Annotated in this window: 21 protein-coding genes; 7 read left to right on the forward strand and 14 right to left on the reverse strand. The window is 68.0% G+C overall.

Annotation, left to right across the window (positions count from 1 at the left end; all coding sequences use genetic code 11):
- Nucleotides 1–74: 74 nt before the first annotated feature.
- A complete protein-coding gene (locus ABZ420_RS08140; protein WP_357118662.1) occupies nucleotides 75–1,634 on the reverse strand; it encodes an amidase in 1,560 nt (519 codons plus the stop codon).
- Between the two features lie 735 nt (nucleotides 1,635–2,369).
- On the opposite strand from ABZ420_RS08140, the gene ABZ420_RS08145 reads away from it, so the two are divergent.
- Complete coding sequence (locus tag ABZ420_RS08145) at nucleotides 2,370–3,941, forward strand: carboxylesterase family protein (protein ID WP_357118784.1); 1,572 nt, start codon at nucleotides 2,370–2,372, stop codon at nucleotides 3,939–3,941.
- Between the two features lie 300 nt (nucleotides 3,942–4,241).
- Here ABZ420_RS08145 and ABZ420_RS08150 read toward each other — a convergent pair whose 3' ends face one another.
- The 4 genes from ABZ420_RS08150 to ABZ420_RS08165 all read right to left on the reverse strand — a co-directional run bounded on the left by ABZ420_RS08150 (nucleotide 4,242) and on the right by ABZ420_RS08165 (nucleotide 8,718).
- Nucleotides 4,242–5,165, reverse strand: coding sequence for an NADP-dependent oxidoreductase (locus tag ABZ420_RS08150; RefSeq protein WP_357118665.1), 924 nt, complete (start codon nucleotides 5,163–5,165; stop codon nucleotides 4,242–4,244).
- A gap of 20 nt (nucleotides 5,166–5,185) precedes the next feature.
- Nucleotides 5,186–5,911, reverse strand: a complete 726-nt coding sequence (locus tag ABZ420_RS08155; protein WP_357118668.1) for an SDR family NAD(P)-dependent oxidoreductase — start codon at nucleotides 5,909–5,911, stop codon at nucleotides 5,186–5,188.
- A 325-nt stretch (nucleotides 5,912–6,236) separates the two neighbouring features.
- Nucleotides 6,237–7,253, reverse strand: coding sequence for a hypothetical protein (locus ABZ420_RS08160; protein ID WP_357118671.1), 1,017 nt, complete (start codon nucleotides 7,251–7,253; stop codon nucleotides 6,237–6,239).
- Nucleotides 7,254–7,575: 322 nt separating this feature from the next.
- Complete coding sequence (locus tag ABZ420_RS08165; RefSeq protein WP_357118674.1) at nucleotides 7,576–8,718, reverse strand: epoxide hydrolase family protein; 1,143 nt, start codon at nucleotides 8,716–8,718, stop codon at nucleotides 7,576–7,578.
- A gap of 275 nt (nucleotides 8,719–8,993) precedes the next feature.
- On the opposite strand from ABZ420_RS08165, the gene ABZ420_RS08170 reads away from it, so the two are divergent.
- The 3 genes from ABZ420_RS08170 to ABZ420_RS08180 all read left to right on the forward strand — a co-directional run bounded on the left by ABZ420_RS08170 (nucleotide 8,994) and on the right by ABZ420_RS08180 (nucleotide 12,375).
- Nucleotides 8,994–9,947: a hypothetical protein gene (locus tag ABZ420_RS08170; protein WP_357118677.1), complete on the forward strand. Its 954-nt coding sequence runs from the start codon at nucleotides 8,994–8,996 to the stop codon at nucleotides 9,945–9,947.
- A 345-nt stretch (nucleotides 9,948–10,292) separates the two neighbouring features.
- Nucleotides 10,293–10,892, forward strand: coding sequence for a DUF308 domain-containing protein (locus ABZ420_RS08175; RefSeq protein WP_357118680.1), 600 nt, complete (start codon nucleotides 10,293–10,295; stop codon nucleotides 10,890–10,892).
- 52 nt (nucleotides 10,893–10,944) lie between these two features.
- On the forward strand, nucleotides 10,945–12,375 hold the full coding sequence (locus tag ABZ420_RS08180) for a S8 family peptidase (protein WP_357118683.1): 1,431 nt from the start codon (nucleotides 10,945–10,947) through the stop codon (nucleotides 12,373–12,375).
- Nucleotides 12,376–12,496: 121 nt separating this feature from the next.
- On the opposite strand, the gene ABZ420_RS08185 is transcribed toward ABZ420_RS08180, so the two are convergent.
- From ABZ420_RS08185 to ABZ420_RS08195, 3 genes are all read right to left on the reverse strand, one after another.
- Complete coding sequence (locus ABZ420_RS08185) at nucleotides 12,497–13,333, reverse strand: alpha/beta hydrolase (protein WP_357118686.1); 837 nt, start codon at nucleotides 13,331–13,333, stop codon at nucleotides 12,497–12,499.
- The gene (locus ABZ420_RS08190) at nucleotides 13,330–13,917 is read right to left on the reverse strand and encodes a WHG domain-containing protein (protein WP_357118689.1); all 588 of its coding nucleotides are present in this window, start codon (nucleotides 13,915–13,917) and stop codon (nucleotides 13,330–13,332) included. Before ABZ420_RS08190 ends, ABZ420_RS08185 begins: the two co-directional genes overlap by 4 nt.
- A 262-nt stretch (nucleotides 13,918–14,179) precedes the next feature.
- The gene (locus ABZ420_RS08195) at nucleotides 14,180–14,851 is read right to left on the reverse strand and encodes a hypothetical protein (protein ID WP_357118692.1); all 672 of its coding nucleotides are present in this window, start codon (nucleotides 14,849–14,851) and stop codon (nucleotides 14,180–14,182) included.
- 18 nt (nucleotides 14,852–14,869) lie between these two features.
- On the opposite strand from ABZ420_RS08195, the gene ABZ420_RS08200 reads away from it, so the two are divergent.
- Nucleotides 14,870–15,124: a hypothetical protein gene (locus ABZ420_RS08200; RefSeq protein ID WP_357118695.1), complete on the forward strand. Its 255-nt coding sequence runs from the start codon at nucleotides 14,870–14,872 to the stop codon at nucleotides 15,122–15,124.
- Nucleotides 15,125–15,174: 50 nt separating this feature from the next.
- Here the strand turns inward: ABZ420_RS08200 and ABZ420_RS08205 are convergent, their stop codons facing one another.
- Entirely contained in the window at nucleotides 15,175–16,035 is an 861-nt protein-coding gene (locus ABZ420_RS08205) for a haloalkane dehalogenase (protein ID WP_357118698.1), read from the reverse strand.
- An 84-nt stretch (nucleotides 16,036–16,119) separates the two neighbouring features.
- Entirely contained in the window at nucleotides 16,120–18,918 is a 2,799-nt protein-coding gene (locus ABZ420_RS08210) for a LuxR C-terminal-related transcriptional regulator (RefSeq protein ID WP_357118701.1), read from the reverse strand.
- A gap of 275 nt (nucleotides 18,919–19,193) precedes the next feature.
- On the opposite strand from ABZ420_RS08210, the gene ABZ420_RS08215 reads away from it, so the two are divergent.
- Both ABZ420_RS08215 and ABZ420_RS08220 read left to right on the forward strand, forming a co-directional pair.
- Nucleotides 19,194–19,550 (forward strand): VOC family protein, encoded by a 357-nt coding sequence (locus tag ABZ420_RS08215; RefSeq protein ID WP_357118705.1) that lies wholly within the window; start codon nucleotides 19,194–19,196, stop codon nucleotides 19,548–19,550.
- A gap of 57 nt (nucleotides 19,551–19,607) precedes the next feature.
- Nucleotides 19,608–20,081 (forward strand): DUF1801 domain-containing protein, encoded by a 474-nt coding sequence (locus ABZ420_RS08220; RefSeq protein ID WP_357118708.1) that lies wholly within the window; start codon nucleotides 19,608–19,610, stop codon nucleotides 20,079–20,081.
- Between the two features lie 92 nt (nucleotides 20,082–20,173).
- On the opposite strand, the gene ABZ420_RS08225 is transcribed toward ABZ420_RS08220, so the two are convergent.
- From ABZ420_RS08225 to lpdA, 4 genes are read right to left on the reverse strand one after another with little or no spacing between them, the layout of a single operon-like run.
- A complete protein-coding gene (locus ABZ420_RS08225; protein WP_357118711.1) occupies nucleotides 20,174–21,445 on the reverse strand; it encodes a dihydrolipoamide acetyltransferase family protein in 1,272 nt (423 codons plus the stop codon).
- Between the two features lie 18 nt (nucleotides 21,446–21,463).
- Nucleotides 21,464–22,447: an alpha-ketoacid dehydrogenase subunit beta gene (locus ABZ420_RS08230; RefSeq protein WP_357118787.1), complete on the reverse strand. Its 984-nt coding sequence runs from the start codon at nucleotides 22,445–22,447 to the stop codon at nucleotides 21,464–21,466.
- Nucleotides 22,448–22,466: 19 nt separating this feature from the next.
- Nucleotides 22,467–23,624 (reverse strand): pyruvate dehydrogenase (acetyl-transferring) E1 component subunit alpha, encoded by a 1,158-nt coding sequence (gene pdhA, locus ABZ420_RS08235; RefSeq protein WP_357118714.1) that lies wholly within the window; start codon nucleotides 23,622–23,624, stop codon nucleotides 22,467–22,469.
- Nucleotides 23,625–23,635: 11 nt separating this feature from the next.
- Nucleotides 23,636–25,087: a dihydrolipoyl dehydrogenase gene (gene lpdA / locus ABZ420_RS08240; protein WP_357118717.1), complete on the reverse strand. Its 1,452-nt coding sequence runs from the start codon at nucleotides 25,085–25,087 to the stop codon at nucleotides 23,636–23,638.
- Between the last annotated feature and the right edge of the window lie 129 nt (nucleotides 25,088–25,216).

A 25,216-nucleotide genomic window follows, 5' to 3' on the forward strand; every position in this document is an offset into this window, starting at 1 on the left:
GTCCGGCGCGAGAAATCAGCCTACGACACCACGGGGGCACGCCGGCGATCGGAAAGGTGCCTCGGTAGTGCGCTCTATTCCGGTGCCTGGAAGCCGCCGATCTTCTGCTCGAGCAGTTCGGCCAGCCGCAGCGGGGTGCGGTCCTCGAACATCGGACCGATGAGCTGCACTCCCACCGGCAGTCCCTCGGGGGACCGGCCCGCGGGGATGGCGGTGGCAGGCAGGCCGGGCATCGTGGCCACACCGGCCCACACGAGCTGGTCGAAGTACGGGTACGCGACGCCATCGATGTCGATGTGGCGGTCCTGCAGATCTCCGTTGTGGTCGTGCGGGAAGGCGGGAGTGGGCGTGATCGGGCACACCACGGCATCGAACTCGGCGAAGAGCTGCCGCCAGCCCTGGCGGTGGAGTTCGCGACGGTTGTTCGCCTCGACCCAGTCGCGGTGGCTGAGCACCATGCCGCGCAGCCGCGCCGCATCGAGACTCCTGTCGTGCGCGCTCAGGGCGGCGGCGCGGGTCCGCAGCTGTTCGTACACGTCGACCGGAAGGCTCGTGGCGGCGTTCGACAACATCAACAGCATGTAGAGCGTCGCCGCTTCGGTCGGATCGGGCAGCAGCGGACTGCGCCGTTCGACGCGGGCGCCCTCCTCGACGAGCGCCTCGGCGACCCGGTTCACCCCCGCCCGCACCGCCGATCCGGTCGGAATGAGCGGATGGTCCTCGATGATCAGGACACGGAAGTCCGACAGCCGCTCGTGGCGCGCGGGCGGCAGTGCGACGTCGTAGGCGACGCCGTGGGTCAGCGGGTCCGGTCCTGCCATCACCTCGAGCAGCAGCGCGAGGTCACGGGCGGTGCGCGCCATCGGGCCGACGACGGCGAGGTCGAGGTCGATCGGCAAGGCCGGCGCGGGCGGCGCGACCATGCCGCGGGTCGGCACCAGCCCGAGTGTCGGCTTGTGTCCGTAGACACCGCAGAAATGCGCGGGGGTGCGCAGCGAACCGGCGAGGTCGGAGCCGATGGACAGCGCGCCGAACCCGGCCGCCAAGGCCGCCGCCGAACCGCCGGAGGACCCACCCGACGTGCGGCCGTGATCCCACGGATTGTTGGTGGTGCCGTAGATCTCGTTGAAGCTCTGAATATCTCGCAGCATCAACGGCACATTGGTCTTACCGAGCAGTACCGCGCCGGCCGCCTTCAACCGCGAGACCTGTACCGCGTCCTCGGCCGGCACATAGTTCGCGTATTGCGGAATGCCCCAGGTCGTGGGCAGCCCGGCCATGTTGTAGCACTCCTTGACCGTCACCGGAATACCGAGCAACGGCCGATCCTCGCCGCGGGCGCGCGCCTCATCGGCACGGCGCGCGGCGGCCCGCGCACGATCGAAATCCGGTACGCAGATCGCGTTGATCGCCTTGTCGTCCCGCTCGATACGCGCGATCGCCTCATGGGTCAATTCCACCGATGTCACCGCACCAGCACGCAACGCAGCAGCCAGTTCTACCGCCGACTGAAAATTCCAATCCATGAAATCCGACGCTATTGGCATGCCGGAGAGGACATAAAATGCCGCTTCGCGCAACGGAAAGCCGAACGGACCACCCGCACCGGTGACATCACACGCCCGTTCTGCCATCGCGGTCGTTCCACCCCAGGTCACAGTCTCGGCAGCGGGCCACCTCCATGAGCGCAGGGCATAAGAATGCCGCGCCGTGCAACGGGATAGATGTCTCAATACTCATCACGTTCCTCTCCCGTCCACAGACTATTCGCCCGACCATCGGCCATGGCGACGCGCGGCGGGATCTGTTTCGGCCTGGAAGTTCAGGAAACCGTCATCGGACAGCCGCACACTTCGGGGAGGCTGCGCACCGCGATAACTCCTCAGCGCCGGATTCCGTACGCAATTTTCTCGCCCGGGTTCTGTTCGGTTCGACGGAGCGCCGGAACTTTCCTCAGCGCCGGATCTCGAGCGACTGTCCTTCAAGCCTTCACCGCCGTCCTTGCGGAGATTCGCCGCGACTGCACCTCCGATGCCGGGCGGCGGGGGACCGCGGCGCTTTCGCTCCCGGCCGATGCGGCCCCATGCCCAGCCTCTTGTCCGTCGGGTCGATCCTCATCTGCTGAAATCTGCACCCAACCGGGGTGCCCAGTTTTTGATGCGTTCCGTTGATATTTCGTTTGGTCGCGACCAACGCTACGAAACGTATTTTGCTCGGGATCATCGGAGTGCCACATGCGGTCTAACCTCCGATAAGGTTCACTTATCGGAGGTCAGGCTTGGAGGGCCTAACATAGCTATCGCCAGCCCCAATGTGGCATCATCACCGGCGATCTGGCGTCGGTGAACGACATGGACGGGGTGGTCGGTGTGCCCGGTGGGCGTTCTGGCCTGCGCGGCGAAGGTAGGGGGAGGTTGGAACCAGAGATCCGAACGGCTGCGGGAGTCGTGCGTGGCAGATGGGAGAACGCAGTCGTGGTCTTCCGGGGGATCCCCTACGCGGAGCCGCCTTTCGGCTCGCGTCGGTTCGGGGAGCCCGTTCCTGTGCAGCAGTGGGATGGTGTCCGCGACACGTCGGAGTTCGGTCCAGCGGTTCCTCAGGCAAGCCATCAAGGTTCGGTGATGTCATCGGTTTCCGGCTGTACCGATGATGGTTCCGCGAACTGCTTGACGCTCAATGTCTGGTCACCCGAGCTCGGTACCGCCCGGTTGCCGGTGATGGTGTGGATTCACGGGGGTCGATACCTCGAAGGCACCGCCGGCAACCCGCACCAGGACGGTGCGACCCTCGCCGCGTGCGGTGTGGTGATGGTCAGCATGAACTATCGAGTGGGCGTGGAAGGCTTCGCCCACATCGCTGGAGCCTCGGACAACCGGGGCATCCTCGACCAGGTCGCAGCCTTGCGGTGGGTACAGGACAATATCGCCGCATTCGGCGGCGATCCCGACAACGTCACCGTGTTCGGCCAATCCGCCGGAGCGGGTTCCATCGCGGCACTGCTCACGATGCCCATGGCAGCCGGGCTGTTTCGTCGTGCGATATCGCAAAGCCTGCCGGGCACCTACTTCTCCCCACAGCTCGCCGACGCGATCTCCGCAAAGATCGCCGCGGAACTCGGTGTCCGCGCCACCGTCGACGAGCTCGCCGATATACCGCCGCGTGGGCTGACCGAGGCGACCGACGCGGTGCTTCGGAAGATGCCGGAATTCGTCGAATCGTGGGGACCCACAGCGCTGACGCCTACGCCGTTCTCACCGGTTGTCGATGGAGTCGTACTCCCTATTGCGCCGTGGCCTGCGCTGGCCAACGGTGCCGCGCGGGATATCGACCTGCTCATCGGGCACACCCGTGACGAGTACTCACTGTTCAACACCTGGCGCGATAGAGAGATGACCGATGAGCAGGCGAACGCTGTGCTCGAACGTCTCGCACCCGCGTTGAACAGCAGCGGGGGATACCGCGCCGCCTACCCGGATGCCTCCGCCGCACAGCTGTATGAACTCGTCTACTCCGACTGGCTGCTCCGGATGCCGAGCCTGCATCTCGCCGAGGCGCAATACGCCGGACAAGGACCCGCATGGCTCTATGAACTGTGTTGGAGCTTCCGCCGGGATCAGGGTGCCTCGCACAGCCTCGATATGCTGCTGGTGTTCGGCACACTCAGCGCCGACGAGGTGCGTGGTCACCCCTTGACCCACCCGAACGCTGCGAACGAGATCCTGGAGGTCTCCAACCAAATGCGCAGCGACTGGGTGCGTTTCGCGACCACCGGAAACCCCGGCTGGGCATCCTACGATCCGGAAACACGATCCACTCGTGTCTACAGCGCCGAGCCGACCACCCAGCCCTACCCCGAAGAACGCTCGCGCCGAATCTGGCACACACACCGGTTCGACGCCCTGGACCTGCGTCAGAGCGTCGGAGCGGGAGGTGGTCGGTGACGAACCAGGGGCCTGGTCTGCACCTGGTATCCAGCGGAATTGCGGCAGAGCCGGTTCGAGGGTTCGTCGATCCAGAGGCCGGCGAAGTCCGTCGCCTTCTGGCGGACGTCACGGCGGTGGCGTTCGAGCGGGTGGCGCCGATCCGATCGATCCCTGGCCGACGAAGATCGACCGCCCGCTCCTCAACTGGAGTCATCTGAGCGACGATCCGGACGTCTGGGATCGAGCGCGCGCCAGCCTCGTTCTGGGACAGCGATTATCGGGAACGTTGCTCTGATCCCGCGCGACGAACGGGCTCGGCTAGGGCCTCAGCACGATCTTGCCGTGAGTGTGGCCGCGTTCGAGTTCGGTGTAGGCCTGACGAACCTGCGTCAACGGGTAGACGTTCGCGATCGGTACTTCGAGGTGTCCGTCGGCGACAAGGCCGGCCAGTTCGGCGAGCACCTCGGCTCCCGTCCTGGCCTCGGGCCCGGGTTCGGTCTTGACCCCATACTTTGCGGCTGCTGCGAAATCAGCGATGGTGTCGATCCGCTCGATTGGGACGCCGAGGGCGAGGGCCAGTTCGACGTACCCGCCGCCGTGGGTGTCGATGAAGGCATGGATGCCGTTGGGTGCAGCGGCCCGGATCCGGTCCATGACGCCCTCACCGTAGGCGACGGGGATCACGCTGTGGCTTTGCAGCCACTCGTGGTTGCTGTCGCTCGCCAGGCCGATGACCGTGGCCCCGGCACGGCGTGCGAGCTGAACGGCGAGCGAGCCGACTCCTCCGGCTGCCCCGGAGATGACGACGGCCTCGCCCTGCTCGAGCTGTACGGAATGCACTGCCCCCCATGCCGTCACGCCCGCGACGTACAGGCCGCCCGCCGCCTCCCATGAGACGTTCTTCGGTTTGGGTGTGAGGTTGTCGACGTCGACGAGGACCAGTTCGGCCTGGGCTGATCGCTTCTCGGAGAATCCGATCACCTCGGCGCCCACCGAGAATCGGTCGGCTCCGGCACCGATCTCGGCGACAACTCCGGCGAGATCGCTGCCCTGCCCGGACGGAAAGGTCGAGGGAAAGATGTCCGCCATCGCGCCGGCGCGTATGGCCGCCTCACCGGGGTTGATGCCTGCCGCTCTCACCCGCACGAGGACCTGCCCGTCCTCGGGCACGGGGCGGTCGACCTCGTCGACGCGCAGGACGTCGATTCCGCCGAATTCGTCGTATCGGACTGCCTTTGTCATGGTTCGCACCGGTGTGCCCGTCACCAGGGCACTGTTCCGGCGTCGTCGAAGAATCCGCCGGTCGGTCCGTCGTCGGGCAGGGTCGCGAGGTGAATCGCGATCGCCGCCCCCTGTTGTGGTGTGCGGACGCCGCGGAAGCCGTTGAGGTCGGTGGCGGTGAAACCGGGGTAGCCGAAGTTGATCAGGATATCGGTGTCGCTCAGTTCCTTGACGTATTGGATCGTGACGGCGTTGAGGAAGGTCTTCGACGCCAAGTAGGCAGCGGGGACCGGGCCCATGTCGATGCCAGGCGTGGTCTGCAGGGTGAGCGAGCCCACGCTGCTGGACATGTTGACGATTCGCGGTGATGCCGAGCCGCGCAGCATGGGCAGCATCGCGTTGGTGACCCGGATGACGCCGATCACGTTGGTTTCCACGACGGCTCGCACCGTGGCGGGATCGACCGCGGTGGGTGTCTGTGGCATACCGCCGGTGATCGCGGCATTGTTGACCAGGACGTCGAGCCCTCCGGCATGGTAGGCGATCAGTTCGGCCGCGGCGGCGACACTGGCGTCGTCGTTCACGTCGAGGGGCACGCCGAACGCATCGGTCCCGGCCGCGCGCAGCTTCTCCACGGCGTTGTCGCGGCGTTGTCGATCCCTCGCACCCACACCGATTCGCCAGCCGAGGTCGCCCAGGCCCGCCGCGATCTCGTATCCGATTCCTTTGTTCGCGCCGGTCACCAGCGCGATCGTCCGATCACTCATGCCGTCCACCCTGCGGCGGACCGGGGTGGGGCGTCCAAGACCGATCGGGTGGGCGGCGATACCGCACGGGTATCGGTCGTGGTCATCGCCGGATAGCAAGACCTGGCGGAGACGCGGGTTGCGGTACTTCATCGCCGTCGCCGAGGAGTTGCACTTCGGGCGGGCGGCTCGTCCGAATAGGTTGCTGCGGTAATCGGGGTGGCGAGTTGAGCAAGGGTCGGTCAGCGGAGATGCTGCCGGTGGGGTGATGGCCGGTGGCCCGGAAGCCGGATGTGTTCGTCGATCCGGCACCCGGATTACCTACCGAAGGTTGCCAGACGCGGCACTAGCAGCGTTCATACTGATTCGCGTAGGCCTGCGACTCCGGTGAGACATCGCGCCAGGATGGCTCCGGGCAACCGCCGACGAAGACCGCGAAATCGGGGCCGTTGCGTGTTTCGATCGTGTAGTCGACCACAACACCGGACTGGGCCAAGTAGGGAAGATGCCGTTCGGCGAGTTGTGTTGCCTGCGCAGCGGTGAGTTGCCTTCCGACAGGAGGATATATCGCGACGTCCAGGGTGCGGCCCGCCTTGCCGGGCGGGTCGTATACGGATATCCGGACGAAGAATGGGGTGGGTTGATCGGTCAGGAACCACTCCCACCTCTCGAGTTCGCTATTGGACGGGAAGCGGGGTCGGTTGGGGAAGAGGGGTCGACTGCCCCAGTTGAGCCACCCGGGTTCCAGTCTCGAGTAATTCTTGAACCCGGTCTCCACAGGAATGGTGGCCACCGTCCAATAGTTGGGCGCCAGTTCGGGAAAGTCCTGGATGATTCGGCGCATCGCCGCGGTGGCACGGTGGGGGTCGGCCTCGGAGTCCGCCGAGACGCTGATGACGTTGCTCATCTGGTCTACGTCGATGCCGCGTGACGACCAGTGCACCTGTGTGCCGGGGGCTGAGACTCTCACCCAGGTGTGTGCCGAGTTCGCTTCCCTGCTCACGTCCCGACCGAACCGCCAATTCGCAGAGTAAGAGTCCGTCATCCGGTCGAGATCGACCTCGGTCTGGTCGCCTTGGTAGTGCGGCGGAAGCTGCTGGGCGCCCATGGCACGCACCACGGACGCGGCCTCGTCCGGTGTGGCGCCATCCTCGAGCTGCACATCGAGCCGGGAATGGGACTTGCCCTCGTAATCGAACAGATGTGACGCATCGACCACCCCCGCAAGGGCCCGAATGGCCGTCTCGATCACCTGCGACCAGCTGTCACGCTCGGCCTGGTCGGGTCCTTGCACCGGTATAGAACATCCAGTCAGCAGGACTGCCGCCATCATCAATATGGCGGTGGAGACGGTGAAGCGCATGGCGTTCATCCTGCCAGCAGTCGGCGTGTGCGCGGCGAAGTCGTTGACGTGCCCGCAAAGGATCCCTTGCGCGAGTGCATCGAAGACTTCGCCGATGAGACCACCGAAGAACGCGAGATATTCGATTCCATGCTCGCCGGATTCACTGGGGCACAGGAAGGCAGCTCGACTCGATGAATCTGGCGAATCGCTGGATCCTGCGGAGGACGGTCGCCAGATCCATCGAGTCTGTACAAGTGATCGGGCCGACCGGACAGCCGCTGTCGAGGATTTCGCACACGACCGAGACAGGCGCTGCCGCGGATCGCGGAGAGTCGGTGTCCTATGTGCGGTATGCGCGGAACGTCGCGCGCAAGTCGTCGATGACGAGGTCGGGTTCTTCCATGGCGGCGAAGTGCCCGCCGCGTTCGAATTCGGTCCAGCGCACGATGTTGTGGTTTCGTTCGGCGACGCGGCGGACGGGGATACCCAGGTCGTGCGGCATGACTGCCACGGCGACCGGCACATCGGTCTGGGGTTCGGGCATTCCCCAGGTGGCGGCGCCTTCGTAGTAGTAGCGCGCCGACGAGCCCGCGGTGGCGTTGAGCCAGTAGATCATGACGTTGGTCAGCATCGCGTCACGGTCGACGGCGTCCTCGGGGGCGTCGGTAGAGTCGGTCCAGTCCTTGAATCGTTCGACGATCCAAGCCAATTGACCGACCGGTGAATCGGCGAGCGCGTAGGACAGCGTTTGAGGGCGACTGGCCTGCAGCATCGCGTAGGCGCCGAGTTCGTATTGGGCGCGGCGAGCCAATTCGACGGCACGCTGTTCGGCAGGGTTGTCGGGGTCGGCGGTCTCGGCGGTGACAGTGGCGGAGGCGATCATCGTCAGATGCACCGCGACCAGGTGCTCGGCGTCGATCACCGCCAGCTGCCGGGAGATCGCGGCACCGGTGTCTTCGCCGTGTGCGGCGTAGCGGTCATAGCCGAGGCGGCGCATCAGTTCCGCCCATGCCCGCGCGGCGCGCGCGGTCGACCAGCCGACGGCGGGGCCGGAGAACCCGTACCCGGGGATGGTCGGCACGACGACGTGGAACGCGTCCTGCGCGTTGCCGCCGTGCGCCACCGGGTCGGTCAGCGGCCCGATCACCTCGAGGAATTCCACGATCGATCCGGGCCATCCGTGTGTGAGCACCAGCGGCATGGCGTCGGGTTCGGATGAGCGGACGTGCAGGAAGTGCACGTCGTGGCCGTCGATCCCGGTACGGAACTGGGGGAAAGAGTTGAGCCGGGCCTCCTGGGCGCGCCAATCGTAGGTGTGGCGCCAATAGTCGGCCAGTTCCCTGGTGTAGTCGAGCGGGATGCCCTGCGCCCAGCCCGCCTCGGGATCCGCGTCGGTCCAGCGGGTGGCGTCCAGCCGCCGATTCAAGTCGTCGAGCTGCTCTTGGGGGACGTCGATCTGGAAGGGGATGATCTCTGTGCTCATGAGAATCACACTATGACCTGCCTAGGACAACTCCGGCCCTAGCATCTTCGAGGAAAGGCGTCAGGCGGCGGGTCGGGTCGCGACGTCATCGGGGCTACGATTCTGCGGTGTCGAAGGTGTGCAACTACCCGGGTTGTTCTCGTCCCATCACGAGCGCGGTAGGGCCTGGTCGTCCCTCGGAGTACTGCGACCGGGCCGATCACACGCGCTGGCGCGCGTGGCGGGAACGGCAACGGCAGCAACAGGAATCCGAAGCCGCGGCCGCTACCGTCACCGTGACGAAACCGGGGCCGGTGACCGTCGCGCGGTTGCGAGCCGATGAGCTGCTCACCCAATTCCGGGGACTGGCCGAACAGTTGAACACCACGCTGAATGCCGCCGTCGCGGAATTGTCCACGCTGGCCGACCCGGCGATCGCCGAGGCGCAGGTGCAGGCGGTGCAGGTGGATGCGGCACGGCGGATCGCCGAGGCGGAGGGCGCGGCCGTGGCGGCCGAGCAGGCGCGGCGGGAGGCGCAGGAGGCTCGGGAACTCGCCGAATCCGCCGCCGACGACGCGGCGAGCGCCGCCGAGCAAGCCGAAGCGCTGATCGCCGAGGCGAATGCGGCGCGTGAGGACGCGCTGCGCGAAGTCGAACGCGTCACCAAGCAGGCGGCCGACGACGTGTTCGCCGCCCGCAGCGCCGCGGAAGCCGAGATCCGCGGCGTGCGCCGCGAGTCCGCCGAGCACGCCGAACGCGTCGGACAAGGAGCCGCAGAACAAGTTCAGCGCGCCGAACGCCGTGCGGAGACCGATATCGAGAACGCCCGGCGCGAAGCGGCGGCGCTCGTCGCCGCCGCGCACTCCGAACGCGACCTCGCCGTGCAACGCGCGGCGGACGCCGAACGAACGGCCGAACGAGCCGAGCGAGCCGCCGCCGAGCGAGCCGAAGCCGCTGACGAGGCGCGAGCCGAATGGCGCAGAGTCCGTACCGAACTCGACGCCACCCGCGCCGAACTCGCCGAAACCCGGCGCACCGCGGTGGCCGAACTCGCCGCCGCCCGAGCCGAAGCCGCCGCGGCTCTGGACAAGGTGCGCGCGGAAGCCGCCCAGCGTCTGGAAGCGCTCGACGAGGCCCGCGCGCAGACCCTCGCCCGCGCCGAACGCGCCGAAGCCCAACTCGACGAACTCCTCGCCGAAACGCGCCGCAAACCGCCCGCGACCGAACCTGCGCCACCCCACGAGCCCTGATGGACGGACTCCTCCGTCTCCATGCGCGCCCCCGGCACAATGTCTCTTGCAGAAGAATTCGGCTCGGCGCGCGACGGTGCGTCCCACACGGACATCCCGGTAGGTGACCGTGTCGTATGGGTCCATCTCCTTTTGGCGCGGGGCCGGGGCGCACTTGCCGAGGCGGGGATCGCCGGTCGGGTCGGTGCACCATGGCGCCTCGGTGTTAATGCCACCGGCGTATTCCTCTCGCTCATCAGGTGATTCGGGTACGGCTGCCTCCGGCTGTGGCCCCAGCGCGGGAGACGATGGGCCGTGATGGGGCAAACGAGTCGCTAACCACCGCTTCGGTCATATCATGTAGCTATGCCCGAGACCGAGATCGGAGGGCGTGCGGAACCACTGGCCGGCACAGCCCGGCAGACGGTACTGGTGGCCGGTGCCTGCTCGATGATCATGGGTGTGGCCCTGGCGGTGTGGCCGCACAAGTCGCTGCCGACAGCGGAATTGCTGTCCGGCGGCTACCTGCTGCTCAACGGTGTCCTACAGTTGGTGGTGGCGATCGGCGCCCGCTTCGTCACCACCGCGCTGCGCGTGCTGGTGCTGGTCAGCGGTGGGCTGTCGGCCCTGCTGGCGATGCTGTGCCTCGCGGGAGGGAATTCGACTCTGCTGCTGTCGTTCTGGATCGGACTGGCGTGGGCCATCCGCGGGATCTGTCACGCCACCGTAGCGGTATGGGTCGACGACCTGCCCGGACGCGGACGCCAAGAGCTCTTCGGCCTGGTCACGCTGATGCTCGGCGTGCTGGTGGCCGCGGTGCCGTTCGGCTCACCGGAGGCACTGGGCTGGGTGGCCGGACCGTGCCTGCTCGCGATCGGGACAATGGAGGCCTGGTTCGCCGCGGGTACCCGGCGCGGCGTTGTCGCGATGCCGGGCATGGTGGCGACCATGCGCCTCGACGGCTGACCCGGCACCCATCCGGTGGCGAGGCGCGCGGTATCCAGGTTGACTGGGCGCCATGGCATCCCAGTATTCCGAGCTCCGGTCGCCCGCCGAGCTGATCGTGGTCACTCGCGGCGCCGACACCGCGATCACGCCGATCGCTCTGCGCGACAGTCACAGCGCGCAAGCACGTCTGGAGGAATTGCTGCCCCCTGGCGGCGAACTGGTGCGCATCTTCGGACCGGCCAACCGCTTGGAGCGCCGGCTCGCCGGTAGTCCGCATCTGGAGACCGGTGCGGAATATCTGAACTACTTCTACGTCACCGGTGTCACCGGTGAACTCGACGAGCTGGCCGCGCGGTTGCGCGCCGCCGAGGAGGTGGCGGCGGCCTATGTGAAGCCGCCCGCCGAACCGCCGATCGCACCGGAGGGCGTTCGAGCGATCACGGGCCGCTCCGCGGCCGAGGCGCCGCCGATGACGCCGGATTTCGTCGTGCGGCAGGGGTATCTGGACGCCGCGCCGCAGGGCATCGACGCGCGGTGGGCCTGGACGGTTCCCGGGGGGCGGGGGACCGGCGTGCGAGTGGTGGATGTCGAGGGCGCGTGGCGGTTCACCCACGAGGATCTGCGGGTCAACCAGGGCGGTGTGATCGGAGGCAACCCCTCACCGGAGCAGGGCTGGCGCGACCACGGCACCGCGGTCGCCGGCGTGATCAGCGGTGACGTGAATGCCTACGGCATCACCGGCATCGTGCCCGAGGCCTACATCCGCGCGGTGTCGATCTTCGGAGTCGGATCGGCGACCGCGATCCGCTCGGCCGCGGACACCCTGAACCCCGGCGACGTGCTGCTGCTCGAACTGCACCGGCCGGGACCGCGTTTCACCTATGCCAACCGGCCGGACCAGCGCGGCTACATCGCGATCGAGTGGTGGCCCGACGACTTCGCCGCGATCAGGTATGCGATCGGCAAGGGCGTGGTCGTGGTGGAGGCGGGCGGGAACGGCGGCGAGGACCTCGACGCCGCGCTCTACGACACCCGCCCCGCGGAGTTCCCGAGCACTTGGCGCAATCCGTTCCGCGGTGGCGAGGCCGACTCCGGGGCGATCATCGTCGGAGCCGGGGCACCCCCGCCCGGCTTCCACGGCCGTGACTACGGCCCGCCTCGCTCCCGCTTGTCGTTTTCCAACTACGGCGAACGAATCGACGTGCAAGGGTGGGGTCTGGAAGTCACCACCACCGGGTACGGCGATCTGCAAGGCGGTCCCGACGAGGACCTCTGGTACACCGACGTGTTCAGCGGAACCTCGAGCGCGTCCCCGATCGTGGTCGGCGCCGTCACGAGCTTCCAAGGCATGAGCGCGGCCGCGGCCGGACGCAAGACGCCCGCCGAGGTGCGTACTCGGCTGCGGGAAACCGGCTCTGCGCAAACCGATCCGCCGGAACGGCCCGTATCCCAGCGCATCGGCAACCTGCCGGACCTGAAATCGATGATCCTGCCCCGGTGAGCCGTCGAGATGGCGCCCGGAAACCCCTGTACACCCACGCAACTACCGTCGATTCCACTGCACGGAAGTTACTGAGAACATAGTTGCCTGAAATGGAATCAGCCTCCGACCAGGGCGGTGATCAGTTCACGCGGGCGGCCAGCAGCAACTCGAGCATCAGCTGGACGAACTCATCAGGCGCGTCGGTGAATCCGCTGTGCCCCCCGGGGAACTCGGTCAGCGGGATGTTCAGCCGCTCGGCGAGGGTCTGGGCGGGACGGTACGGGAGTTTGCCCCTGCTTTCCCGGCCCGCCCCCAGTACGAGGCGGTCGGTGACCGGTTCCAAAGCCGCCACGTCCGGCACGTGGGAGGTGATCGTGCGCAATTCGTGTCTCATGTTGCGCGGGGCGTTGGCGTGCAGGCGTTCGATCATTGCCGCCGCCCGCGGTGAGAGCTGGGCGGCATCGGGCACCCGCACGCCTCCGCCGATCCCCTCGAGAAAGCGCGCGCCCGCGGCGGCGAGGCCCTCGGTCTCGAACAATTCGTACACTTCGTCGACGAACGCCTTGTGCTCGGCGGCGTCGGGCAGCACGCCGAAAGACGGCGGCTCGTGCGCGATCACCAGCCGCAACCGCTGGGGATGGCGGGCGAGCAGGTCCAGCGCGACCACCGCGCCGCCGCTGCCGCCGAAGACGTAGGCGTCTTCGCCCGCGGGTGTGAGGTGCTCGAGAAGCATGTGAGCGTCCTCGCTCTGTACCTCGACCTCGATATCGGCCGGTGGGCCGGGCTCGAGTACGCTGCGCGAGTAACCGCGCGGGTCGATGGTGACCACGCTGAAGTGCTGGGCGAGAGGCTCGAGAATGGGATCGAAGACCGCCGCGTCGCCTCCGCTGCCCGGCAGCAACAGCAGCACCGGTCCGGCGCCGCTCACCTCGTAGTACAGCGTCGCTCCCGGGACCTGCAGAGTGCCGGATCTCATGGTTTCTCCTTGTCGTCGGTCGGCCACTGCTCGAGGGTGACGTGCAGGGCGTCGATGATGCGTTCCCAGGAGTCGGCGGTGGAGCGTGCGTGCCCGAAGCCGCCGGTCGCCTCCAGAACGCTGTATCCGTGAAAGGTGCTGCGCAGCAATCGGACCGCGTCGGTGCTGTCGGGTTCGGCCAAACCGTAGGCGCGCAGCATGCCGTAGGTCAGTTCGATGGCGCGCAGTGCGCCGGTCGTAGTGTGCGCCACTTCGGGATCGAACGGGAGCTGGGTCGCGGCGTAGCGCCCGGGGAAGCGCAGGGCGTAGTCCCGCCAGGCGTGGGCGTATGCGGCCAGTGCGTCGCGTCCGGCGCGACCGGCCACCGCCGCGGCGATCAGATCGGTCTTCTCCGTAGCGGCCAGGGCGGCTACTCGCGCGCGCAGATCCCGGAGATTCTTGACGTGGGAATACAGGCTCGCGTCCTGGACACCGAACCGCTTGGCCACCGCCGACATCGTGACGTTGTCCAATCCGGCTTCGTCGGCGAGATCGGCCGCGGCGCGCGTGATCCGCTCTGCGGTCAACCCTGCTCGAGCCATCATGCACACCTCCGAAAACTTCGATGCCTAGTTTATATCCTAGGGCCATTAGGTTATGCAATCAGCGGAGTTCGGCGATGAGCCAGGTCTTCCGGCCCCGAGTTCCTGAAGCCGTCATGAAGTGCGAGGTAGGAACGGTGCCGTGTTGTCAGTGGCCGGTGGGGGCGCCCACGTCCTGATGCGGACACGTCCGGCGGGGCCGTCGCGATCGCTGCAGTTCTGCGGCGCGACTAGATCGGGAACAGGCCAGGGGTCGGCGGCTGATTCACGTTCGCGTGGTGCCGGAACTCGGCTGAGCCGGCGTGCGGACGGCTATCTCGCCGCTCAATGCGTAGTCGCCGGACAGGCGCAGTCCGTCTCCGCTCCAGAATCGGCCCGGGTCGTACCAGTCGGGGCTACGGTGCGAGGGCAGCAGTCCCATCGCTTGATATGTGGCGGCGACGATTTCGGCGCAATACGCGTTCTCCAGTTCGCGGGCAGCCGATCGACTCGGCGCGCGGCGGGGGAGGCGGGCACGGCCGCGTACCCAGCGCCCCGCCATGCCCGCGGTGGTCGGGAACGGGGTGCCGTCGAGGCGGGCGATGGCGCGCAGCGCGCTGTCTTCCATCTCCCGGCTGACCGAAGGGTCCAACTGGCGCAACCAGGCCCGCTGACCGTAACGGTGCGCCCACACGAGCACGGCATCACGCAAGTTGTGCAGCTGAGCACCACGGTGGGCGGTCCCCGACCACATGTCGGACAGCGATCGTCCCAGTTCCGCGTGCCAGATCAGCGCGGGCAGATCGTCGATCACGACGGACATCCCGACATGGTTCACCGGGCTGTTCGTCGTCATCCGGATCACCCGATCGGCCGTGGAATGCCCACGGAAAAGCCAGATGTCGCCCGTTCTGGTGACCTCGACCGCTCGGTCGAGACTGATGCCAGTCCCCGTCATGGTCGTAGCCTATGCGGTATGAGGTGGTGGAAGGCAGTGGGATTGGCGGGTGCGGCCGGTGTGGTTGCCACCGGTGTCGTGGTGGTGCGCGCCGAGCGACGCCGCCGCGCCTATACCCCCGACCAGGTTCGCGAACAATTGCACGCGCGATTCGCCCAGGCGGCATCGGTCCCGGAAACCGTCGGAACCGCTGCTGCGCAACCGCGGGGCGTCACCGGCATCGGCGGGCGTATCCGACGATGGTTCCGTCGCCGGTCCGAGCAGGACGACTAGGCAAGGCGAGTCGAGCCGCACCGGATCGATGTGACGTTCATCGATCGTATTCACGGGAACCGCTGCGCGATCGCGGCCGCGATCACGTCCGGTGCGTGTTCCTGGATGAAGTGCCGCGCGCGCGGCAGCTCGACTACGTCGAGATCGCGGAAGGCGGCGCGCATCCGCGGGATACAGGCGTTCGGGCGGAACACCATGTCCCGCATTCCCCAGACCAAGAGGGTCGGTTTGCCGCCGAGCAGGACGGGCACGTCTCGGGCCAGTTGGTCCAGCAGCGGGCCCGCGGCACGAATTTCCCTGGGCGTCACGGCGAGTGCGGCCCGGGCTTCCGCGGTGGGCTGCACCATGCGATAGTGGTCGGCCTCGGCCGCGGTGAGCGTGCGCCCCAGTTCTGCGAGCAGGACGCGCTCGACGAGAAAATTCTGCTCGAGTATCCGCCGCTGCATCGGAGTGCTGCTCATGATCATGCTGAAAACCCGATTGGCCATCGCTTCGGTGGGCCAGAACGAGGTGTTGCCCAGCACGATCCCTCTCACCCGATCCGCACGCGCGGTGACCGCGCCCAGCCCGATGGGTCCGCCCCAATCCTGTCCCATCAGAACGAACCCGTCGAGCTGCAGGTGATCGATCAGCTCGCCGAGGACCGCGGTGTGCTCGCCGATCGTGTAGCCGAAATCCGCGGGACGTTCGGATAATCCGAAACCGGGATAGTCGACGGCGATACACCGATACCGGTCGCGCAGGTCCTTCACGATGTGACGGTAGAGGAAACTCCACGTCGGGGCGCCGTGACAGAACAGCAGCGGCGGCCCGGACCCCTCATCGATGTAGTGAACCCTGCCGACGGACGAGTCGAACCACCGCGACTCGAAGGGGTACAGATTCCCGTCGGGAACGAAGTCGATAAGCATTGGGCCCTCCCTCCCTCCGAGACAGGCTACCTCTGGTGCACCCCCGCCCGCCGGGGGCATCCACCGGCCCCGCGCCGCAACGGCTTACGAAACGAGGGGAGCCATCGGGGCCAAGCCGAGATCGGCGAGCGCGGCCGCGCCGCGGGCGGCATGATCGCCGCCGGCGAGCACCTCGGTCCGCGCCGACTGGTAGCGGCAACCGGCGGCGTCGAACGAGGCTGCCGTCGCGAGCAACCGCTGCCGGTCACCGGCGTGCAGTGCTTCGGCTCGCTCGACGATGGCGCCCGCGACAGGGTTTCCGGCGACGATGGTCTTGGCCTCGGCCAAGCGGGCACCGGCATCGGAGACCCCGGCGAGTACAGCCGCCTCGGCCCCCAGCGCCACATACCAGTGCAGCCAGATCCACGTGACCCATCTCCACACCTCACCGGGCTCGGCCGCCAGCCGTTGCAGCGCCTCGGTTATCTGCCCGCGGTGGAGCATGGCGAGTGCGTCGAAGACCGCGCCGTATCCGTGGGTGTGCGCTGGTGGCGTACCGAGCCGGTGCAGCGCAGCGTCCCATTCGCTCCAGGCGTCGTGGTCGCCGCGCAGGTCGTGGATCATCGCCACACCGGCTACCGCCGGTCCCAGGACCGATTTGGCGGGGTTGCCTGCCCGCTGCCACGCGTCCAGGAACCGGACGCTGTGGGTGAGTACCTCATCGACGTTGCCCGCCAGCGCGTCGGTCACCAGCAGCCAGCTCGTCGCACGATGGCCGACCTCGGCGAGCAAAGGGTGATCGGCGAGCTGCCGTGCCCATCGGCGCGCGCCGCGCAGGTCCCCCGCACCGAGGTCGGCCTCGGCCGCCTCGCCGAGCGCGTCGATCAGCTCGTGGGTGCCTGCCGGAGTGTTCGTGGTGGACTCCAGCAGCGCCATCCGACGCCGCGTGATGTCCGCGGCGGCGAAAGTGTCACCGGCCAAGCTGTGGGCACCGGCGAGAGTGTCGAGAGCGGCGGACTCGGCCAGCGGGTCGCCCGTGCGGTGCGCGAGTTCGACCGCCCGTTCGGCACGCTCGATGGTCGGCGGCACGGCATCATCGGGGGAGTGCAGGCCGGTGAGGGCATCGGTGAGCGCCCGCCCGGTCTCGGCCAGTGCCACGGCGGCCTGGGCGGCCGGGTCGTCCCCGGCGAGCTGCTGCGCCTCGGTGATCAGTGCGGCCGCCTCCTGCGGCGGCAACGGGCGGACGAACTTGCTCGCGAACCGGTAGGCGTCGGCGGCTGCGGTCGCCAGGTCGCGGGCGGCGCAGGCGCGGTCACCGGACCGAAGGGCGGCGTCGGCGGCCGCGCGGCGCAGGCGGTGCATGTCGTCGCCCCGCATCTGGCACCCGGCCGCGGAAGCGGCGTTGCGCAGCATCGAGGCGGCGGTGGCCGGGTCGTCCGCGAGCGCGGCCGCCTGCTCGTAGCGCATCTGGGACTCGCCGATCAGATTGCGGGTGAAGCACAGTTGCGCCAGCTGCCGGGCGAAGCGGGCGGCATCCGCGCGCTGCTGCGGCCGGTCACCCGCCCACGCCATGGCGGCGCGGAAGTCGTCGGCCACCGCGTCGAATCGTGGCCGCCAGTCCGTTCCCACCACCGCCAGCTCGGCGGCCGCGGCCAGGCACCAGCTCAGGTGGCGGGACCGGATGTCGTCCAGCTCACCCGCTTCGGTGAGCCGCTCCATCCCGTACTGGCGGATGGTTTCCAGCGCACGGTATGCGGTACCGCTCGGGGATGCCGTCACCACCAGCAGGCTCTGCTCGGCGAGCCGGGCCAGGCCGTCGGCGGCAACGCTCCTCTCGCAGGCGGCCACCTGTGCCGCGGCCGCGACGGTGAACGACTTCATGAATACCGACACCCGGCGCAGCAGCACTCGATCGTCCGGCTCGAGCAGGGCGTGACTCCAGTCCAGCGCTGCCCGCACCGAGCGGTGCCGGTCCTCGGTGCGCGGGCCCCCCGCCAGCATCCGCAGCTGGTCGGACAGTCCGGCTTCGAGGCCGTCGAGCCCGAGTGTGGTCCAGCGGGCGGCGGCCAGTTCGATCGCCAGCGCCACCCCGTCCAGCCGCGCACAGAACGCGGCGACCTCGTCGCGCAGCGCATGATTCGGCGGCCAGCCGCCCGCGGCCGCGCGGTCCATGAACAACTCGACCGCATCCGAGGCGCCCTCGCCGGTCAGTGACATCGGCGGGACGGCGTACACCCGTTCGAACGGAACCATCAGCCGGGCCCGGCTGGTCGCGAGCACCGTCACGCCGGGGCACGTCGCGAGCAGACGTTCGATGAACGGCGCCACCCCATCCCGCACGTGTTCGCAGTTGTCGAGCACCAGCAAGGCACGACGGTCGGCCAGTGCGGCAGGCACGGTGTCGTCCATGGCGCGGCCGGGTTGCTCGCCGAGGCCGAGTGCGAGGGCGACCGTGCCGGCGACCACGCTGATATCCGCGCTGGTGATCGGGACCAGGTCGACGAACCACACTCCGTCGGAGAACTCGCCAGCGATCTGCGCGGCCACCGACAGCGCCAGCCGGGTTTTGCCCACTCCGCCGGGGCCGACGGCGGTCACCTGCCGATGTTTCGTGATCAGCTCGGTCAGCTCGGCCCGCTCCCGCTCCCGCCCGACGAACGAGGTCAGCGGTGTCGGCAGAACCGGCGCCGGGTGCGACCGGTCGGCGCGAGGCTGATCGGACGCTCGCTGGGCGAGTGCCCGCCGATCCGGCACCTCCAGCTTGCGCAGCAGCGAGGAGACATGGCTCTCCACGGTGCGCACGGAGATGAACAGCCGCGCCCCGATCTCGGCGTTGCTGAAATGTTCCCCGACCAGCGCCAGCACCTCGGCCTCCCGAGCCGAGATCTCCACTGTCGCCGCCATGGCACCGATTCTGCCGTACGGGCGCCCCACCCATACTCCGCGGTCGGTTTCCAGTGGTGGGGAGCTGATTCCGGCCTGTCCGCATCCCTCACCACGGACCACTTCCGCGCGGCACCCGAGCACCCACCGTGGGCGATCCGTGCCGCGTTCCGTGGTCGGTTCCGTGGTCGCCACGGATGTGCGCAGGCCGCGCCGGAAGAGATGCTGTGAGCACGTTCGGTTCGCCCCGACAGGCGGGCACCGGAACAACCAGACCGACGAGTTCAGGAGTGATCATGACCAGTTCTTCCACCCAGGGAATCAAGACCGTGCTGCATCCGGTGGCCGACCTGGCGGCGGCCAAGGCGGTGTATGCCGCCCTGCTCGGCGTGGCGCCGCAGACCGACACGTCCTACTACGTCGGTTTCGAGGCCGAAGGCCAGCACATCGGGCTGGTGCCCAGCGGCGGCCCGCAGGGTATGACCGCACCGGTGGCCTACTGGCACGTGCTCGACATCGAGGCGAAGCTGGCCGAGTTGACCGCCGCGGGCGCCAGCGTGACGGAGCAAGCGCACGACGTGGGCGGCGGCCGCCTGGTGGCCACCGTCACCGATATCGACGGCAACGTGCTCGGGTTGATCCAGGACCGCTGAGCACCGAATCCCCCCGACACCACCCTCATCCACGATCGCCACGAAGGAAACCAGCTCATGACCACGCAGCAGTCCGCTACCCGTACCACCGCGAAGACCAAGGCTTCCGTCGGATTCACCGACGAGGAACGAGCCGCGATGAAAGAACACGCCCAAGAGTTGAAGACGGCCGCGCGCCGCGGCTCGCGAGCGGCCAAGGCCGACGGGGAGAACGACGTGCTCGCGAAGATCGCGGGGATGCAGGAATCCGATCGGGTCATCGCCGAACGACTGCACGCCATCGTCAAAGCCTGCGCTCCGCAGCTGTCGCCGAAACTGTGGTACGGCATGCCCGCCTACGCCAAGGACGGCAAGGTCCTGTGCTTCTTCCAGAGCGCCGAGAAGTTCAAAGCACGGTACGCGACATTCGGTTTCAACGACATCGCCGCACTCGACGACGGCACCGCGTGGCCGACCGCCTTCGCACTCACCAAGCTGACCGCCGCCGACGAAGCGCGGATCAGCGACTTGGTGAAGAGGGCGGCGGGCTGAACAACCGGCCTGCCACTGCGCCACAGTGGCAGGCCGAGCGCACGTGTTCTCCTGCGACGGCGTCGTGCCGAGTTCCAATGATGGCTATAGCGTCAGGTCACGATCCGGAGGGGATGTTCGAGCAGGCCTTTCAGCTGTTGCAGGAACTGGGCGGCCACGGCTCCGTCGATGGCGCGGTGGTCGGCGGACAGGGTGACGCGCAGGATTTTCCTGGTCACCACTCGATCGTCGTCCAGCCGCAGTTCGTCGGTGGCCGCGCCGACGGCCAGGATGGCGGCCTCCGGTGGGTTGATCACGGCGGTGAAGTGCTCGATTCCGAACATCCCCAGGTTGGAGATGGTGAAGGTGCCGCCGTTCATCTCGTCGGTGCGCAGCTTGCGCTCGCGGGCGCGTTCGGCCTTGTCGCGGCTTTCGGCGGCGATCTCCGACACGCTCTTGCGATCGGCATCGCGCAGCACCGGGACGAGCAGGCCCGCTGGAGTGGCGACGGCGATGCCGAGATGCACTCCACGGTGCCGCAACAGTTTGTCGCCCGCGAAGGAGACGTTGACCGCAGGGTTCGTCCGCAACGTCACCGCGACGGCCTTGACGAGCAGATCGTTGACACTGACCTTCCCCGCGCCGGTCTGCGCCAGCGTGGCGTTGATCTGCGCGCGGAAGCCGAACAACTCGGTGACATCGATCGCGGAGGTCAGATAGATATGTGGAGCCTGTTGTTTGCTCTCCGTAAGCCGCGTGGCCGAGACCCGTTGAACGGTCGTCAGCGGGATCTCCTCGTAGTCACCCGGAGCCGCGGAAGAGGTTCCGGTCGAGGCAGCGGGGACGACTTCGGTCGGCGAGTCGAGTTCGGCTGCGCGATGGGCGGATTCGACATCCTGCCGGACCACGCGTCCGCCCGGTCCGGTGCCCGCCACGGTGGAGATGTCGACACCGAGTTCGGCGGCGATCTTGCGTGCCAGCGGCGAGGTCTTCTTGCGTTCCGGCGTTGCGTGCGCGCCGTCAGTGGCGGCCGCATCCGCGCGGCTGCCCGGCTCGGGGCCGTTGCCGGGACGCGGTGCGGGCGCTTGCTCGACGGGCGCGGCGGCCGGGGTCGGCGCGTTGCCGCTCACGCCGGGCGCGGCTGTGGCACTGCCGTCGCCGATGAGACCGATCGGGGTCCCGATCGGCACTCGCGCGCCCTCGGCGGCGAGGATCTGCTCGAGCACGCCGTTGTCGTAGGCCTCGAGTTCCATGAGGGCTTTGTCGGTTTCGATCTCGGCGAGGATTTCACCTCGTTCGACCGGATCGCCCACCTGTTTGAGCCAGGAGACGATGACGCCTTCCTCCATGGTGTCGGAGAGGCGGGGCATGGTGATTTCGGGCATGGGATGCGTCCTCGGGTCTCAGCGTCGTTTGCCGACTGCCGCGAGGGTTTCCACCGCGGCGGTGTACAGCGAATCGGCCGACGGCAGGGCGAGCCGTTCGAGCGGCTTGGCGTAGGGCAGCGGCACCTCGGCCATGGCCACCCGGCGAACCGGAGCGTCCAGATAGTCGAAGGCGCCGTCGGAGATGGAGGCGGCGACCTCGGCGCCGATTCCGTAGGTGAGCCAGTCGTCCTCGCCGATCACGGCGCAACCGGTCTTGCGAACGGACTCGACGAGGGTGTCGCGGTCGAGCGGACGAAGGCTGCGCAGGTCGACGACCTCGGCGCTGAAGCCGTCGGCGGCGAGTCGCTCGGCGACCTCGGTGCAGACCGTGGCCATGCGGGAGTAGCCGATCAGCGTGATATCGGAGCCGGTCCTCGTGACAGCGGCCTTTCCGATCCGGGCGGCCGGAAGGTTCTCCGGCACTTCGCCTTTGGTGTTGTAGAGCGACAAGTTCTCCAGGAACAGCACCGGATCGTCGTCTTGGATGGCGGCTTTGAGCAGCGCTCGCGCATCGGCCGGAGTGCTGGGCGCGACCACCTTCAGGCCCGGTACGAAGGCGTAGTACAGCTCGATGTTCTGCGAATGTGTCGCGCCCAGCTGCTGTCCGCCGCCGCCCGGGGTGCGGATGACCATGGGCACGCTGGTCTGTCCTCCGAACATGCCGTAGATCTTGGCGGCGTGGTTGACTATCTGATCGAGCGCCAGCAGCGAGAAGTTGATCGTCATGATCTCCACCACCGGGCGCAGGCCCAGCATGGCGGCGCCGATGGCGGCGCCGACGAAACCCTCTTCGGCGATGGGGGTGTCGCGCACCCGTTTCTCGCCGAATTCGGCCAGCAAACCCGCGGTGATCTTGTAGGAGCCCTCGAAGATGCCGATCTCCTCCCCGATGAGGAAGACATCGTCGTCGCGCCGCATCTCCTCGCGGAGGGTTTCGCGCAGCGCCTCGCGATAGGTCATGACAGCCACGGTGATGTCCTTAACTGGTGAAGAGCGGATCGGCGGGCAGGCGGCGCGAGTCGCCCGCCACAGGCGTCGCGTAGTTGTAGTCGAACAGGCTCGACGGCTGCGGATGCGGACTGCTCGCGGCGAATTCGACCGCCGCGGCGACCTCGGCGCTCACCTCGGCTTCCAGCGCGGCCACGGACCCATCGTTCAATACACCGGCGGCGAGCAGCGCGTCGCGCCACCGGACGACGGGGTCGTTGCTCCGGGCGATCGACACGGCCTCCTCGGTGCGGTATTTCGCCGGGTCGACCACCGAATGGCCCTTGAGGCGGTAGCTGACCGCCTCCAGCAGCGCGGGTTTGCGCTCGCGCCGTGCGGTTTCGATCAGCTCACCGGCCATTTCACGCACGGCCAGCACATCGGTGCCGTCCACGCGCTCTCCGCGCATGCGGTAGGCGGCCGCGCGCTTCCACAGATCCGGTTCGGCGGAGGAGCGTTCGACCGTGGTGCCCATCCCGGTCTGATTGTTGATCACCAGGAACACCACCGGCAGATTCCACAGCGCCGCGATGTTCAACGACTCGTGGAACGCGCCGATATTGGTGGTGCCCTCGCCCATCTGGCACACCACCACGTCGTCTTCGCCGCGATAGTCGATGGCCAGCGCCGCGCCGACGGCCAACGGCACCTGGCCGCCCACGATGGCGTAACCGCCGAGCAGGCGGGTCGCGGTGTCGTACATGTGCATGGAACCGCCCCAGCCCTTGGAGGTGCCGGTGGAGCGGCCGTAGAGCTCGGCCATGACCCGGCCGGGCTCGATGCCTTTGGCCAGCGCGTAGCCGTGCTCGCGATAGTTGGTGAACAGGTAGTCGGTCGGGCGCATGGCCGCGCCGAGCCCGACCACGGTGGCCTCTTCGCCCAGGTTGAGGTGGCAGTAGCCGCCGATCTGGGCCTGCTGGTAGCTCTGCGCGGTGCGCTCCTCGAACCGGCGCACGAACAGCATGTCGCGATACAGTCCGCGCAGCGTGTCGGGATCCTCCGCGGTGATGCGCGCGTCGACCGGGGCGGTGGCGCGGGTTTGCGTGGAGGCATCGTCGATGCCGCGATCCTCGGCGATCGACGCGGACGGACGCGTCGCGGACCGAGTCGTCTTGCGACTCGGTTTGCGGGGGGTGGTGCTGGTGGTCACGGCAGGGCTCCTCAACGCTTCCTGGGCGCGATGTGCACGGGCAGTCCGAGGCCGGCCATGGCCGCCTCCATGCCGATCTCGCCGAGAGTGGGGTGGGCGTGGATGGTGCCGGCGAGTTCGTCGAGGGTCGCCTCCAGGGAGATGGCCAGCGCCCCCTCGGTGATCAGGTCGCTGGCCGACGGGCCGATGATGTGCACGCCGAGCACTTCTCGATGTCGCTGCCCGGCCACGATTTTGACGAATCCCTCGGTCTCGCCGAAGGTCTGGGCCCGGCCCAGCGCCGCGAAGGGAAAGCGCGCGGTGACGACCTCGTGCCCGGCGGCGCGAGCCTTCGCCTCGGTGAGCCCGACGCTCGCGATCTCCGGGTGGGTGAAGGTGGCGGCCGGGATCGCGGTGTAGTCGATGTGCGCCGGGTGACCGGCGATCACGTCCGCGGCGGTGAGGCCCTGATGCGAGGCGACGTGCGCGAGCAGGGCGCGTCCGGTGACGTCTCCGATGGCGTAGACGTGCTCGACGCCGGTGCGCAGCTGCTCGTCGACCGGAATGAAACCGCGAGCGTCGGTGGCGATTCCCGCGACGTCCAGGCCGAGATCGGCGGTGTTGGGACGGCGTCCGACGCCGACCAGCACCACGTCCGCGTCGAGTTCGCGCGCGTGCTCGCCGGTCACGCTCACCCGCAGCGCGTCGGTCCGCGTGATGGATTCGACCGTGGAGCCGGTGAGCACCGTGATGCCGCGCTTGGTGAACGACCGTCCCAGGGCGGCGCCGAGGTCGGCGTCCTCCAGCGGCACGAGGGTGTCCTGCATTTCGACGATGGTCACCTGAGTGCCGAAGCTCGCGAACAGGCTGGCCCATTCCGCGCCGACCGCGCTGCCGCCGATGACGACGAGGCGTTCGGGCACGTCGGTCAGCCCGAACGCGCCGTCGGAGGTGATGACGCCCGGCAGGTCCGCACCGGGGATCGCCAGTCGCGCGGGCACCGATCCGGTCGCGATGATCACGTCGGCCGCGCTGATCGCACGAAGGGCGGTGGCCGTCGGCGCGGCGGCGTAGCGGGGGCCGCCGGGGAAGACCGGCGACTGGGCTGCCTCGAATACCTCGACACCGGTCGGTCCGGTGAAGCGGGCGTGGCCCTCGATCACCGTGACATCGTTGGCGGCGAGCAGGCCCGCCACGCCGTCGGTGAGTTGCTTGACGATGCCGTCTTTGCGGTGGCGCACCGCGGCGAAGTCGTAGCGCACGTTGTCGGCGTAGATGCCGAAATCCGCTGCGGTGCTCAGGGTTTGGAAGATTTCAGCGGATCGCAGCATCGCTTTGGTCGGAATGCAGCCCCAGTTCAGGCACACCCCGCCCGGGCGCTCCTTCTCGACCAAGCCGACCCGCAGGCCGCGTTGGGCCGCGCGGATGGCGGCGACATATCCGCCGGGGCCGCCGCCGACCACCAGGAGATCGAAATCCGGCACTCGTGGTGCTCCTCGTCCTCGATGATTCGATCCACCCTCGGTTGTGGGGCGGATCATCGCTATCGAGTGTTGCGGTAGCGGAGTGCACAGACAATTGCCACGAAGCCCAGTAGTGCAGCGGCATGATTG

It is taken from the genome of Nocardia sp. NPDC005745 (genome assembly GCF_040630775.1).
Taxonomy (GTDB): domain Bacteria; phylum Actinomycetota; class Actinomycetes; order Mycobacteriales; family Mycobacteriaceae; genus Nocardia.

What these genes read in the sequence shown, in the direction of transcription:
- ABZ420_RS08210 (WP_357118701.1), bottom strand. Translation starts at nt 18,918, where the DNA reads ATGGCGGCGACAGTGGAGATCTCGGCTCGGGAGGCCGAGGTGCTGGCG.
- ABZ420_RS08225 (WP_357118711.1), bottom strand. Translation starts at nt 21,445, where the DNA reads ATGCCCGAAATCACCATGCCCCGCCTCTCCGACACCATGGAGGAAGGC.
- ABZ420_RS08220 (WP_357118708.1), top strand. Translation starts at nt 19,608, where the DNA reads ATGACCACGCAGCAGTCCGCTACCCGTACCACCGCGAAGACCAAGGCT.
- ABZ420_RS08215 (WP_357118705.1), top strand. Translation starts at nt 19,194, where the DNA reads ATGACCAGTTCTTCCACCCAGGGAATCAAGACCGTGCTGCATCCGGTG.
- ABZ420_RS08230 (WP_357118787.1), bottom strand. Translation starts at nt 22,447, where the DNA reads ATGACCTATCGCGAGGCGCTGCGCGAAACCCTCCGCGAGGAGATGCGG.
- ABZ420_RS08195 (WP_357118692.1), bottom strand. Translation starts at nt 14,851, where the DNA reads ATGACGGGGACTGGCATCAGTCTCGACCGAGCGGTCGAGGTCACCAGA.
- ABZ420_RS08185 (WP_357118686.1), bottom strand. Translation starts at nt 13,333, where the DNA reads ATGAGATCCGGCACTCTGCAGGTCCCGGGAGCGACGCTGTACTACGAG.
- ABZ420_RS08190 (WP_357118689.1), bottom strand. Translation starts at nt 13,917, where the DNA reads ATGATGGCTCGAGCAGGGTTGACCGCAGAGCGGATCACGCGCGCCGCG.
- ABZ420_RS08140 (WP_357118662.1), bottom strand. Translation starts at nt 1,634, where the DNA reads ATGGCAGAACGGGCGTGTGATGTCACCGGTGCGGGTGGTCCGTTCGGC.
- ABZ420_RS08175 (WP_357118680.1), top strand. Translation starts at nt 10,293, where the DNA reads ATGCCCGAGACCGAGATCGGAGGGCGTGCGGAACCACTGGCCGGCACA.
- ABZ420_RS08205 (WP_357118698.1), bottom strand. Translation starts at nt 16,035, where the DNA reads ATGCTTATCGACTTCGTTCCCGACGGGAATCTGTACCCCTTCGAGTCG.
- ABZ420_RS08180 (WP_357118683.1), top strand. Translation starts at nt 10,945, where the DNA reads ATGGCATCCCAGTATTCCGAGCTCCGGTCGCCCGCCGAGCTGATCGTG.
- ABZ420_RS08155 (WP_357118668.1), bottom strand. Translation starts at nt 5,911, where the DNA reads ATGAGTGATCGGACGATCGCGCTGGTGACCGGCGCGAACAAAGGAATC.
- ABZ420_RS08150 (WP_357118665.1), bottom strand. Translation starts at nt 5,165, where the DNA reads ATGACAAAGGCAGTCCGATACGACGAATTCGGCGGAATCGACGTCCTG.
- ABZ420_RS08160 (WP_357118671.1), bottom strand. Translation starts at nt 7,253, where the DNA reads ATGCGCTTCACCGTCTCCACCGCCATATTGATGATGGCGGCAGTCCTG.
- ABZ420_RS08165 (WP_357118674.1), bottom strand. Translation starts at nt 8,718, where the DNA reads ATGAGCACAGAGATCATCCCCTTCCAGATCGACGTCCCCCAAGAGCAG.
- ABZ420_RS08200 (WP_357118695.1), top strand. Translation starts at nt 14,870, where the DNA reads ATGAGGTGGTGGAAGGCAGTGGGATTGGCGGGTGCGGCCGGTGTGGTT.